The sequence below is a fragment of the Pseudomonas vancouverensis genome (assembly GCF_004348895.1).
Classification (GTDB): Bacteria; Pseudomonadota; Gammaproteobacteria; order Pseudomonadales; family Pseudomonadaceae; genus Aquipseudomonas; species Aquipseudomonas vancouverensis.
Genome location: NZ_RRZK01000012.1, coordinates 75,993 through 88,647, shown reverse-complemented (window position 1 = coordinate 88,647; position 12,655 = coordinate 75,993). Strand labels below are relative to the sequence as shown.

Sequence of the window (12,655 nt, the reverse complement as noted above, 5' to 3'; positions counted from 1 at the left end):
TGCTAAAGTAGCAGCCTGACACCGACGTCGTGCCATGCCGATAAAAACGGCATCGGTTGCGCATAAGGACATTCACCACCGTGGCCGCAACCTACTCCCCGCTGATCCGCCGCCTGCTGATCTGCTCGCTGACCATCGTGATCAGCCGTGCCCTGACCAGCCCGTTGCTGACGCTATTCGTCAGCGGCAAGCTCGGCCTCAACCAACAGGACGTCGGGCTGTTGCTGGGCATCGCGGTATTTGTCGCCACCCTGCTGTCGCTGTATGGCGGCTACATCCTCGATCGTTTCGAAAAGCGTCGGTTGCTGATCGTGGCGATGCTGTCCAGTGCCATCGGCCTGGTGCTGCTGACGTTTGCCGAAAACCTCTATCTCACCACGCTCACCCTGATCATCACCGAAACCGCGACCGCATTGTTCCTAATCGGCTCAAAAGCCATCCTCAGTGAAAACCTGCCCGTGGGCCAGCGCGCCAAGGCGTTCTCCCTGAACTACACCCTGACCAACATCGGCTATGCGGTCGGCCCGATGCTGGGCGTGTTGATCGCCGGTGTGTACGCCACTGCGCCGTTCCTGATTGCCGCCACCATCGCCTTCTTCAGCATTTTTCTGCTGACCGGCATTACCCGTGACACTCAAGGCGTGCCCGTCAGGCAACAGGCGCAAAGCTTTCTCAAGACCCTGGTCACCCTGAAAAACGATCGCACGCTGATCCTGTTCACCATCGGCTGCTTGTTGAGCACCGTGGTGCATGGGCGCTTCACGTTTTACCTGTCGCAATATCTGTTGGTGACCAGCAACCCGCAGCACACCATGGAGATCATGGCGGCGTTGCTCGCCTGCAATGCCATCGGCGTGATTCTGTTGCAATACCAGATCGGTCGCCTGCTCAAGCGCGAGCACCTGCGGCAGTGGATTGTCGCCGGCACCGCGCTGTTCATACTCGGGCTGATCGGCTTCAGCCTGGCCGATAGCCTGGTCAGTTGGTGCGTGGCGATGATCATTTTCACCCTCGGTGAAACCATCATCTATCCCGCCGAGTTTCTGTTCGTCGACACCCTGGCCCCGGAAGAACTGCGTGGCAGTTACTACGGCGCGCAGAATCTCGCCGCGCTCGGCGGAGCACTCAGCCCAGTCATTTGCGGCTTCCTGCTGCTGCACACCCCGGCACCGACCATGTTCTATGCCATGAGTGCGCTTGCCGCACTTGGCGGCTATCTGTGTTTCATCAGCGGTCGAGGCAAAGATTCAAAGCAAAACTAATGCATTGAAAGTGCATTAATATGAATTTGTCAGCAATCCTTTTGAACGGCACACTGTGCGCGTTCCTCCCCCAATAGTTGGAACACCTTCAAGGCTTTCCGGGACGCCCGGTTGAGCCTTTTTTTTGTCTGCCTTTTTCTGTTCTGGAGCGTTCCCGCCCATGTTTGCCCGCTGGTTGCCCGCCGCCATCAACACCCGCCCTACCGAATGGAGCCGTGCCGCCATCGGCATGGCGTTGGGAACGCTGCTCAGTGTCTGGTTATGCGCGCAGGTCTTCGGCATCGAGGTGGCGCAGCACCTGATCGGCCCGCTGGGGGCATCGGCGGTGCTGTTGTTTGCCGTTTCCTCCGGCGCGCTCGCGCAACCCTGGTCGATTGTCGGCGGTTATTTGACTGCAGCACTGGTGTCATTGCTGATGGCTCATGTGCTGGGGCGGACCTTGGGCAGCGCCGGCCTGGCAGCGGGGATCGCGTTGTTCCTGATGTGTTGGCTGCGCTGTCTGCACCCACCGGCTGGCGCGCTGGCCCTGACGCTGGTACTGGCTGATCCCGCGACCATTGCCATGGGCTGGACAGCCCTGGAACCGGTGATGCTCGCCGCGACCACGCTGCTGCTCTGCGCCCTCGCCTACAACAACCTGACCCGGGTTCGTTACCCCAAGCGTGCCAGCGAACCAGCCGTGCTGACGCCGGCACCCGAAAGCCAGGCCATCACTGCCCAGGACCTGAAACTGGCCCTGGCAGACATGGAAGCCTTTTATGACGTGACCCCGGAAGACCTCGAGCAGTTGATCCATGCCAGCGAACTGCACGCCAAACGCCGCAGTGTCGGCGAAGTGTTGGCGCCGCGCCTGTAAGTAAGACCAAGGTTGTTTTGCCGTGGTCGGGTGGTTCTGGCATCCTGCGCCTCCATTTTCCGACCCGGCCCGCCTTCTGGCACGCAAACCATGATGACCGCCTCCGAAAAAGCCCCAGCAACACGCAACAACGACCTGATCTACGGCCTCAATGACCGTCCGCACCTGACGGCCACGGTGTTTGCCGCCCTGCAACACGTGCTGGCCAGCTTCGTCGGCATCATCACGCCAACACTGATCATGGGCAGCGCCCTCGGCCTGCAAAGCGAAATTCCCTACCTGATCAGCATGGCGCTGTTCGTGTCCGGCCTCGGCACCTTTGTCCAGGCGCGCCGTTTCGGTCCGGTTGGTTCCGGTTTGCTCTGCCTGCAAGGCACCAGCTTTTCCTTTATCAGCGTGATTCTCAGCGCCGGCTTCATGGTCAAGGCCCGCGGCGGCGGAACCGATGAAATCCTCTCGACCATTTTCGGCGTGTGCTTCTTCGCAGCGTTTATCGAGGTGGTGTTGAGCCAGTTCATCGGCAAGCTACGGATGCTGATCACCCCTGTTGTAACCGGCACCATCATCACCCTCATGGGCCTGTCACTGATCAAGGTGGCGATGACCGACATCGCCGGCGGTTTCGGCGCGCCGGACCTTGGTGCTGCCAGCCATATCGCGTTGGCAGCACTGGTGCTGGGCACCATCGTCGTATTGAACCGGGTCGATGTGCCGTTCCTGCGCCTGGGCGCAATCGTCATCGGCCTGACGATTGGCTACGTCGTTGCCTGGTTGATGGGCGTCGTGGATTTCAACAGCCTGCCCGAAGTACCACTGGTGAGCGTGCCGGTGCCGTTCAAGTACGGCTTTTCGTTCGACTGGGTGGCGTTCGTGCCGGTGGCAGTGATTTTCCTGGTGTCGCCGCTGGAAGCCGCTGGCGACCTGACGGCCAACTCGATGATTTCCCGTCAGCCGGTGAAAGGCCCGGTCTACATCCGCCGGATCAAGTCCGGCCTGCTCGCCGACGGCCTCAACTCGGCGATGGCAGCCGTATTCAACAGCATGCCGATGGTGACCTTCGCCCAGAACAACGGGGTGATTCAGCTCACCGGCGTTGCCAGTCGTTACGTGGCGTTCTTCATCGCCGGACTGTTGGTGATCCTTGGCCTGTTCCCGATGATCGGCGCCGTGCTGCAACTGATGCCCAAGCCCGTATTGGGCGGTGCCGAGTTAGTGATGTTCGGCACAGTAGCCGTTGCCGGGATCAAGATTCTTGCCGAAGCGGGCCTGCATCGGCGCAACATGCTGATCGTGTCGATTTCCATCGGCATGGGCCTGGGCGTGGCTGCGGTGCCGGAAGTGTTGCGTGAACTGCCCAAGGCACTGCACAACATTTTCGAATCGCCCATCACCGTTGGCGCGCTGTGCGCTATCGTTTTGAATATCTTCCTGCCCGAAGAATTCATCGAGCTGGAAGAAGACGAATTCGACCCGGAAGCCTCGGTCCTCCAGGTGATGCAGAACCCGGATATGCCAGCCAAGGGTGAACCGACCCCGGCTACGGTGGTCGCACAGTCAAACCGCTAGAACGGCTCAGGGCTGAACCGTGCTGGCGGTACAGCCCTATTCCATTCGAGAGCACGCCCATGCGCAGCGTCCACGCGGTAATCCTGTCCTCCCTGCTCGCTCTGAGCGCCTGTTCGTCATTGCCCAACCGCGATCCGGTGAGAATCAACGTGGTCGGGGTCGAGCCCTTGCAAGGCCAGGGCATGGAGGTGCGTTTTGCCGTGAAGATCCGCGTGCAGAACCCCAATGACAACGTCCTTACCTACAGCGGCGTCGCCCTGGACCTGGACATCAACGGTCAGCCGTTCGCCTCTGGGGTCAGCGATGAACGCGGCGAAATCGGACGCTTCTCGGACACGGTGGTCACGGTACCGGTGAGCGTTTCGGCGTTCTCGGTGATCCGCCAGACCTACGGCATCAGCCAGATGAAGACCCTCAACAACATGCCCTATGTCCTGCGCGGCAAGCTGTCCGGTGGGGTGTTCAACACCACGCGTTTCGTCGATAGTGGCACGCTCAACCTGCCGGGGGTCGCCACCGGCAGTCGATGAGCCTGCCTGCATGGAGCAATGCCTGAACATGGACGCCGTACCGACGCTCTATACCGAACGCCTGATCCTGCGCCCGCTGGAGCTGGCAGACGCCGACGCCATCCAGCAACAATTCCCGCACTGGGAAGTGGTGCGCTATCTCAACGCCCTGGTGCCGTGGCCCTACCCGGCTGACGGCGCGCTGAGCTATTTGCGTGACAATGCGCTGCCGGCGATTGCTCGCGGTGAGGAATGGCACTGGTCCATTCGCCTCAAAACCGCCCCCGAGCAACTGATCGGCAACATCAGCCTGATGTCCGAACCCGACAACAACCGTGGTTTCTGGCTTGGCCCCCAATGGCAAGGTCAAGGCTTGATGAGTGAAGCCAGTGCTGCTGTCACCGAATACTGGTTCACGGCGCTTGATCAACGCGTGCTCCGCGTGCCCAAGGCCGCGTCTAACCTGGGCTCGCGCAAGCTTTCCGAGCGCACGGGCATGCGCTTGATTCACACCGAAGAGGGTCAGTTTGTCGCCGGCCTGTTGCCCAAGGAAACCTGGGAAATCACCCGTGAAGAATGGCAGTCGCGCCGCTGAGACTACTCAGCCTCGTTGAGTATCAGGCTGCGGTAATGCCCCGGATTCGAACCCGACCACTTGCGAAACGCTTTGTAGAACGAACTGACGTCGGCAAAGCCCAGGCGCATGGCGATCTCGACGAAACTGATCGATGGCTCGGCGAGCCAGACGATCGCCAGTTCCTTGCGCACACTGTCCTTGAGCCCCTGATAGGTCTGGCCTTCTTCGGCCAAGCGCCGACGCAAGGTCGAGGCGGACATGCACAGGCGCTGGGCCAGGGCCTCGGTTTCCGGCCAGAGCTCGGCGGGCAACTGCCGTAGATCCTGCTTGATGCGGCTGGCCAGGCTTTGCGGATCGCGGTACCTCACCAGGATGTTGGCCGGGGCAAGGCTGAGGAATCGCTTGAGTTCTTCCGGGCTGCGCTTGATCGGCAGGTCCAGGCAATCGGCCGAGAAAATCATCCGGGTACGCGGGCGATCAAAACGCAGGTTTTCGGAAAACATCACCTGGTAATCATCACAGAAGTCCGGCCGCGGACAACGCAGCTCGATGGCAAGGATGGGAATTCGCCGCCCCGCCAACCAGCAGGCGACGCCGTGAACGATCATCCAGTAGGTGAAATAGGTGAAGGCCCGGCGCGGTTGTTTGTCGTCTTCCAGCAACACGACTTCCGCCAGGCTTTGCTGACGTACCCACTGTGCCGGCATGTTTTCCAGCATCAATGACAGAAACCCCAGGCCACTGGTCAATCCCGCCGCCAGCGTGGGCTGGACCATGGCGCTACGGCAGAGGAACTCGAAACTGCCGGACTTGAGCCGGCGTGGGTCCATGCCGAAAAACTCGTCATCGCCACGCCGCGCGAGCAATCGCCACAACCGCGCATAAGCGCTGGCCGGCACCCGGGCGTCACTTCTGTGCAGCAACGCGGGGTCGATGCCAACCTTGCTCAACACCTCTTCGGTGGCTGCACCCGGCGCACAGCTTTGCGCCAGCGCCTCACGCACCAGTTGCATGGAAATGGTGTCTTTTTCCGACATTGACCTGGGTTAGCCCTGTTCTTCTTTGAGTGGTGGGCATATTAGCCGAAACCGCCCACTCGGCGCAGATCCCTTGTAGGAACCGGCTTGCAGGTGATACCGGCGTGTCAGGCGCCATCAATATTGAATGCGCACAGCCAATCCCTGTGGGAGCGAGCTTGCTCCGGGCGGCGTTCCGACGATGGTCGTCAACGATGACGCGTGCTTCCAGGCTACTCGCGGTGTTCTGCAGTCCATCGCGAGCGTGCTCGCTCCTACAGAGCCGTTCAGCCACCGTTCAGGTAAAGTCAATCATCTTCGTTTGAGAATGAGTGTCATTATGTTACAAATTAGCATCCTATCTAACTGACCTACGGTGTTGAATGCTCGTTCCCTTTTTGATCATGCTGCGCGAAGGCGTCGAAGCCGCGCTGATCGTTGGCATCATCGCCAGTTACCTGAAGCAGACCGGTCGCGGCCAGTGGATGCCCGCGATGTGGATCGGCGTATTTCTCGCCATCACCCTTGCCTTGCTGGTCGGTGGCGGCCTGGAACTGGTCAGCGCCGAATTCCCGCAAAAACAACAGGAACTGTTTGAAGGCGTGGTCGGCCTGATCGCCGTCGGCATTCTCAGCTCCATGGTGTTCTGGATGCGCAAGGTGGCGCGTTCCATCAAGCATTCGCTACACGTCTCCCTCGACCACGCCCTGACCGGTTCCAGGCATCAAGTCATCGCGCTGATCGCCATGGTGTTCTTTGCCGTCGCCCGCGAAGGCCTGGAGACCGTGTTCTTCCTGCTCGCCGTGTTCCAGCAAAGCGAAGGCCCCAGCGCACCGATTGGCGCCCTGCTCGGCCTGGTCCTGGCCATCATCATCGGCTTCCTGATCTACACCGGCAGCATGCGCCTGAACCTCAGCGCGTTTTTCCGCTGGACCGGTCTGTTCATTCTCGTTGTCGCTGCCGGCATTCTCGCCAACTCGGTGCAGGCGCTGCATGAAGCCGGCCTCTGGAATCACCTGCAAACCGTGTTGTTCGACATCAGCGCCACGCTGCCAATGGACGGCCCGCTGGGCTCGGTGCTGGCCGGCATGTTCGGCTATCAGGACGCGCCGACCATCAGCACCCTCGGTGCATACCTGATTTATCTGCTGGTGGCGCTGGTGATGTTCTTCCTGCCCAGTGCCGCGCCCGTCAAACAGTCTTCTTCCGTTTCCAGTCAGTAAGGGCATCCATGTCAAATCAAGCCCCACTCCAGGCTTCCCCGCCGCGCGCCTTGCGCTGGGCGGTAGCCGGTTCGGTGATCGTGATGATCGCTGCCGGCGGCCTGTTCTATTACGCCTCGAAAATGGCCGCGGCCAAACGCCAGGCCAACCATGACGAAGTGTTGGTGACCATCCACCCGCACAGTTGCGAACCCAACGCTCTGACGGTTCCGGCCGGTCGTAGCAGCTTCCGCATCGTCAACCGCTCGGATCGCGCCGTTGAATGGGAAATCCTCGATGGCGTGCTGGTGGTCGAAGAGCGGGAAAACATCGCCCCCGGTCTGAGCCAGGTGATCAACGCCAACCTGCTGCCGGGCGACTACGTCATCACCTGTGGTCTGTTGAGCAATCCGCGTGGCACTTTGCACGTGACGCCAACTGCCGCATCGGATGCTGCGGCCAAGGCCAAGCCTTCGATGGTCGCCTTTGTCGGACCGCTGTCGGAATTCCGCGTGTACCTGAGCAGCCAGGGCAACGCACTGATCAAGGCCGTGACGGCCCTCGAGCAAGCCATCGAAACCGGTGACCTGGCCCAGGCTCAGGCCTTGTATGCCCCAGCCCGTGCCGCCTACCAACGGGTGGCGCCTGCGGCCCAGCGTCTGGCCGAGCTGGACAACAGCATCAACGCTCGCGCCGACTACTTCGAGAAACGCGAACAGGACGCGGATTTCGGCGGTTTCCATCGCATCGAATACGCGCTGTTCCAGCAACGCAACCTCGAAGGCCTGACACCGGTTGCCCAACGCTTGCTAAGTGACGTCACCACCCTCAAGCAACAGTTGCTGGCCCAGTCACTGCCACCGGAGCAATTGGTCAGCATTGTGGTGCGTAATCTCAACAGCATCGCCGATGTACGCGCCAGCAGTGGCGAGGAAGAACGCTACAGCCATACCGACCTCAACGGTTTCGCCGCCAACGTCGAAGTCGCCCACAAGGTCGTCGAGCTGTTGCGCCCGTTGTTGACCAAGTCCGCTGCCAATGTGCTGCCGGGCATCGACAACGCCCTGAACGCCGTTGACGCCGAACTCAATGGCCTGAAGGTCAATGACGGCTACGCCAGCTACGACACAGTCGGCGCCGAGCAACGCAAGCAACTCGCCGACAAGGCCAAGGCACTGGCCGCCGCACTCGATGGAATCGATCCCGCCCTTGGCCTCTCCGGCCTGTAAGCAGAAGACCCCTTTACGATGAACGATTCAGACTCCTTCAACCTCCAGCGCCGTCGCGTATTGATGGGCATGGGCGCCGCCGGTGTGGCACTGGCGGGCTCGGCACTGAGCTGCCCGGCCATGGCCGCAAGCCCGGCACAAGTCACCGAAGCACCGAGCAGCGAAAAAACCGAAGACCGTCACGACTACCACGGCAAGCACCAGAGCGGCATCGTCACCCCACGCCCGGCGTCGGGCATGCTGGTGTCATTCGATGTGTTGGCCACCGATCGCGCTGATCTGGAGCGCCTGTTTCGCACCCTCAATGAACGCATCGCCTTCCTGATGAAGGGCGGCCCGGTGAACCAGGTCGACCCGAAGCTGCCACCCGTGGATTCGGGGATTCTCGGCCCGGTGGTGACGCCGGACAACCTGACCATCACGGTTTCGGTGGGCGAGTCGCTGTTCGACGAACGCTTCGGCCTTGCGCAAGCCAAACCCAAGCGCCTGGTCCGCATGGTCGGCTTTCCCAACGACTCGCTGGAGCCGGACTGCTGCCATGGCGACTTGAGCATCCAGTTCTGCGCCAACACCGCCGACACCAACATTCACGCCCTGCGTGACATCGTGAAGAACCTTCCGGACCTGTTGTTCGTGCGCTGGAAACAGGAAGGCAGCGTGCCGCCCCAAGCCCCGGCCAAACCCGGCGTGCCAGCGCAGAGTGCACGCAACTTCCTCGGCTTTCGCGATGGCTCCGCCAACCCCGACTCCAACAATGCCCAGACCATGGACATGATCGTCTGGGTCCAACCCGGCAGCGATGAACCGTCCTGGGCAGCCAACGGCAGTTATCAGGCGGTGCGGATCATTCGCAACTTTGTCGAACGCTGGGACCGCACGCCCTTGCAGGAACAGGAAAGCATCCTCGGCCGGGTCAAAAGCACCGGCGCCCCCATGGGCGGTGCTCACGAAAGCGAAGTACCGGACTACAGCAAGGACCCGCAAGGCAAGCTGACCAAGCTCGACGCGCACATCCGCCTGGCCAATCCGCGCACCGCGGCTACCCAGGCCAACCTGATCCTGCGCCGGCCGTTCAACTACTCCAACGGCGTCAACAAGAACGGCCAACTCGACATGGGCCTGCTGTTCATCTGCTACCAGTCCGATCTGGAAAAAGGCTTCATCACTGTGCAAACCCGCCTCAATGGCGAACCGCTGGAGGAATACCTCAAGCCTGTCGGCGGCGGCTATTTCTTCACGCTACCCGGTGTCACCGGCGACCAGGATTTCATTGGCCGCACGCTGCTCGAAGCCACGCAATTGGCTGACAAACCAAAAACAACTGCTTAACAACCACAACAACCCTCTCGGAATCGTCCCATGAAGAAGTCACCACTCGCGTTAATGCTGACCCTTGGCTTGCTCAACACTCCGTTCTCGGCTTTCGCGGCGACAGCGCCGATGGATCTGGTGGGACCGGTCTCGGACTACAAGATCTATGTGACCGAGCAGTTGGACGAGTTGGCCAGCCACACCCAGCAGTTCACTGACGCGGTTAAAAAAGGCGACCTGGCCACGGCGAAGAAACTCTACGCACCGACCCGTGTTTACTATGAGTCGATCGAGCCGATTGCCGAGCTGTTCAGCGACCTCGACGCGTCCATCGATTCGCGCGTCGACGACCACGAACAAGGCGTGAAGGCCGAAGACTTCACCGGTTTCCATCGCATCGAATACAGCCTGTTCTCGGAAAAGACCACCAAGGGCCTGGACGAGCTGGCCGACGGCCTGAACAAGGACGTGAAGGACCTGCAGGCCCGCGTTGCCGGCCTGACCTTCCCGCCTGAGAAAGTCGTGGGTGGCGCCGCTGCGCTGCTCGAAGAAGTGGCCAAGACCAAAGTGTCTGGCGAGGAAGATCGCTACAGCCACACCGACCTGTATGACTTCCAGGGCAACGTCGACGGCGCGAAGAAAATCGTTGACCTGTTCCGTCCGCAGATCGAGAAGCAGGACGCGGCTTTTGTCGCCAAGGTCGACAAGAACTTCGCCACCGTGGACAAGATCCTGGCCAAGTACAAGACCAAGGACGGCGGTTTCGAAACCTACGACAAAGTGAAGGATGCCGACCGCAAGGCATTGATTGGTCCGGTCAACACCCTGGCCGAAGACCTGTCGACGCTGCGTGGCAAGTTGGGTCTGAACTGATTCTGCGGCTCTGAACTGACGTTAACGCGAGCAGACTCTCTTCTACAGACGTTGATTGTTCCAACTCAAACTGTAGGAGCGAGCCTGCTCGCGCTTGGCGTTTTTACAACATGCGATAAAGCAACCGCTCGATCCGCACACGGCTCACACGCTTGAGAAACTTGGCCACCCCGGCCGGGTATTCGACGAGGGTTTCCAGGTCCTGGAAGCGCTCGATACGACGGGTGTGCTGGAAAATTTCCGCCAGCTCATTGCGCCGCGGCCCCACCAGCTCGCTTTGCGGATCATCGATCAGCAAGGCGTTTTCCAGATCCAGACGAAACGCCCGCGGATTGAGGTTGTTGCCGGTCAGCAAAGTGTAACGCTGATCGACCCACATGCCCTTGAGGTGATAGGTGTTGTCGCCATCACGCCACAGATGCAGGTTCAACTGGCCTTTATCGATGTGCGATTGATGCCGCTTGGCGAATCGGCGCAGGCTGATTTCGTACAGGTAAGGCAACGCCGAAATCACCTTGAACGGCTCGCTCGGTGGAATGTAGAAGTCGTTGGCGGTCTTGTCGCCGACCACGATGTCGATCTTCACTCCACGGGCCAGCGCGCGGTTAATTTCCCGGGTCACCGCCAAAGGCAAGTTGAAGTACGGCGTGCAGATGGTCAGTTGATCCTGGGCGCTGGCGATCAACTCACAAATCACCCGACTCAACGGATTGTTCTTGCCGACGCCGAGTAGCGGGCTGACCGTCAACCCGGTTTTTTCCTGCGTGCCAGCCGTGGTGTCATACGCCGCATGCTTGAGGCGACTGCGCAAATCACCAATGTCGCCGCGCAAGCTGCGCGTGGTCGGCAGGTTCGGCAGATCAAGGCGGTGCACGGCTTTCGAGGCAACCAGACCGTGCTGCACCAGGTGCTGCATCGAGTCGGCGAGCGCGCGGTTGTGCAAAAGGTGATAGCGGTCGTAGCGGTACTTGTCGAACTTGTGCAGGTAAACGTTATTCAGGCTCGCACCGCTGTAGATCACGCAGTCATCGATCACGAAGCCTTTGAGGTGCAGCACGCCGAACAGTTCGCGGGTCTGCACCGGTACGCCATACACCGGCACTTCGCTGGCGTGGGTGCGGGTCATTTCCTGATACCAGGCCGCATTGCCCGGCTGCTTGCCCGCACCGATCAAGCCGCGCTGGGCGCGCAACCAATCGACGACGACCACCACGTCCAGTTCAGGACGCGCCAGCTTGGCCGCATGCAGGGCATCGAGAATTTCCTGGCCGGCCTCGTCCTGTTGCAGATACAGCGCAACGATGTAGATGCGCTGAGTAGCGCCGGCGATTTTTTCCAGCAGGCATCGACGAAATTCGGCAGCGCCGGAGAGGATGCTGACCGCCTCGGCGGACAACGGAAAACTGCGCAGTTTGGGCAGCAGGGAGCGTTTGAAAAGCGACGGCATAGGGCTCGCAATGGGTCGATTCCGAAGAACCCGAGAGCTTACACCATCACTCGGCCCGGGTCTTGTTACAGACTGTAATATCCCTTCACAAACTATCTCCCTCCCGCATTTGAAATGCGTTCCCCTTGTGGAACCGAGCTTGCTCGTGAAGACCATCTATCAGACTCCAGTAAATATGAATTGATAATGGAGAACGTTCGTTCTACTGTAGTTTTCATGAACGACATAACCAGCAATGAAACACGCGACGTCATTCTCGACGTCACCGAAAAACTGATCTACAAGATCGGCATCGCCGCCACCGGCATGGACCTGCTGGTGAAGACTGCCGGCGTTTCCAGGAAAAGCATCTACCGTTACTTCACCAACAAGGACGACCTTGTTCTCGCCGCGTTACAGCGCCGGGATGAACGCTGGATGCACTGGTACAGAAGTGAAGTCGGTAATGCCGAGACCCCGGCCGGGCGCCTGCTCAACCTGTTTACCGTGCTCAAGTCGTGGTTTGAGTCCGAAGGTTTTCGCGGCTGCGCCTTCATCAACACCAGCGGCGAAACCGGTGACCCACACGATCCGGTGCGGTTGCTGGCAAAAGAACACAAACGCAAGTTGCTCGAGTATGTACGGGAGTTATGCGTCGAGCATGGCGTACAGGATCCCGACACCCTGGCCAGTCAATTGCTGATCCTGATTGACGGTGCCATCACCGTGGCGCTGGTCATGGGTGATCACCAGGCCGCCGATAACGCGCAGCAGATTGCCAGGACCTTATTGAACCTGAAGTAACCGAAACATCCTGACTGAACGCCA

Annotated in this window: 12 protein-coding genes; 10 read left to right on the top strand and 2 right to left on the bottom strand. The window is 60.2% G+C overall.

All coding sequences use genetic code 11. The features are described from left to right. Positions 1 to 80: 80 nt before the first annotated feature. The 5 genes from EIY72_RS12355 (at position 81) to EIY72_RS12335 (ending at position 4,788) form a co-directional block, all read left to right on the top strand. Positions 81 to 1,262 (top strand): MFS transporter, encoded by a 1,182-nt coding sequence (locus EIY72_RS12355; protein ID WP_093221509.1) that lies wholly within the window; start codon positions 81 to 83, stop codon positions 1,260 to 1,262. A gap of 160 nt (positions 1,263 to 1,422) precedes the next feature. Next, positions 1,423 to 2,118, top strand: a complete 696-nt coding sequence (locus EIY72_RS12350; RefSeq protein ID WP_093221514.1) for an HPP family protein — start codon at positions 1,423 to 1,425, stop codon at positions 2,116 to 2,118. Between the two features lie 93 nt (positions 2,119 to 2,211). Beyond that, positions 2,212 to 3,684, top strand: a complete 1,473-nt coding sequence (locus tag EIY72_RS12345; RefSeq protein WP_093230547.1) for a nucleobase:cation symporter-2 family protein — start codon at positions 2,212 to 2,214, stop codon at positions 3,682 to 3,684. 59 nt (positions 3,685 to 3,743) lie between these two features. Beyond that, positions 3,744 to 4,214, top strand: coding sequence for an LEA/WHy family protein (locus EIY72_RS12340; RefSeq protein ID WP_093221519.1), 471 nt, complete (start codon positions 3,744 to 3,746; stop codon positions 4,212 to 4,214). Between the two features lie 28 nt (positions 4,215 to 4,242). Continuing rightward, positions 4,243 to 4,788 (top strand): GNAT family N-acetyltransferase, encoded by a 546-nt coding sequence (locus tag EIY72_RS12335; RefSeq protein WP_093230550.1) that lies wholly within the window; start codon positions 4,243 to 4,245, stop codon positions 4,786 to 4,788. Between the two features lie 2 nt (positions 4,789 to 4,790). Here the strand turns inward: EIY72_RS12335 and EIY72_RS12330 are convergent, their stop codons facing one another. Beyond that, entirely contained in the window at positions 4,791 to 5,807 is a 1,017-nt protein-coding gene (locus tag EIY72_RS12330) for an AraC family transcriptional regulator (RefSeq protein WP_093221523.1), read from the bottom strand. A gap of 362 nt (positions 5,808 to 6,169) precedes the next feature. On the opposite strand from EIY72_RS12330, the gene efeU reads away from it, so the two are divergent. The 4 genes from efeU to efeO (EIY72_RS12305) are packed head-to-tail and all read left to right on the top strand — an operon-like array spanning position 6,170 to position 10,401. Beyond that, complete coding sequence (gene efeU, locus EIY72_RS12320) at positions 6,170 to 7,009, top strand: iron uptake transporter permease EfeU (RefSeq protein ID WP_093221527.1); 840 nt, start codon at positions 6,170 to 6,172, stop codon at positions 7,007 to 7,009. An 8-nt stretch (positions 7,010 to 7,017) separates the two neighbouring features. Next, positions 7,018 to 8,217, top strand: coding sequence for an iron uptake system protein EfeO (gene efeO / locus EIY72_RS12315; protein ID WP_093221532.1), 1,200 nt, complete (start codon positions 7,018 to 7,020; stop codon positions 8,215 to 8,217). An 18-nt stretch (positions 8,218 to 8,235) separates the two neighbouring features. Continuing rightward, entirely contained in the window at positions 8,236 to 9,546 is a 1,311-nt protein-coding gene (gene efeB / locus EIY72_RS12310; RefSeq protein WP_093221537.1) for an iron uptake transporter deferrochelatase/peroxidase subunit, read from the top strand. A gap of 30 nt (positions 9,547 to 9,576) precedes the next feature. Beyond that, a complete protein-coding gene (efeO, locus tag EIY72_RS12305) occupies positions 9,577 to 10,401 on the top strand; it encodes an iron uptake system protein EfeO (protein ID WP_093221541.1) in 825 nt (274 codons plus the stop codon). 103 nt (positions 10,402 to 10,504) lie between these two features. Here efeO (EIY72_RS12305) and pssA read toward each other — a convergent pair whose 3' ends face one another. After that, positions 10,505 to 11,848 carry a CDP-diacylglycerol--serine O-phosphatidyltransferase gene (gene pssA, locus EIY72_RS12300; RefSeq protein WP_093221544.1) on the bottom strand — a complete coding sequence of 448 codons (1,344 nt, stop codon included), beginning with the start codon at positions 11,846 to 11,848 and terminating at the stop codon, positions 10,505 to 10,507. Between the two features lie 216 nt (positions 11,849 to 12,064). On the opposite strand from pssA, the gene EIY72_RS12295 reads away from it, so the two are divergent. Next, a complete protein-coding gene (locus tag EIY72_RS12295) occupies positions 12,065 to 12,631 on the top strand; it encodes a TetR/AcrR family transcriptional regulator (protein WP_093221549.1) in 567 nt (188 codons plus the stop codon). Positions 12,632 to 12,655 lie beyond the last annotated feature (24 nt).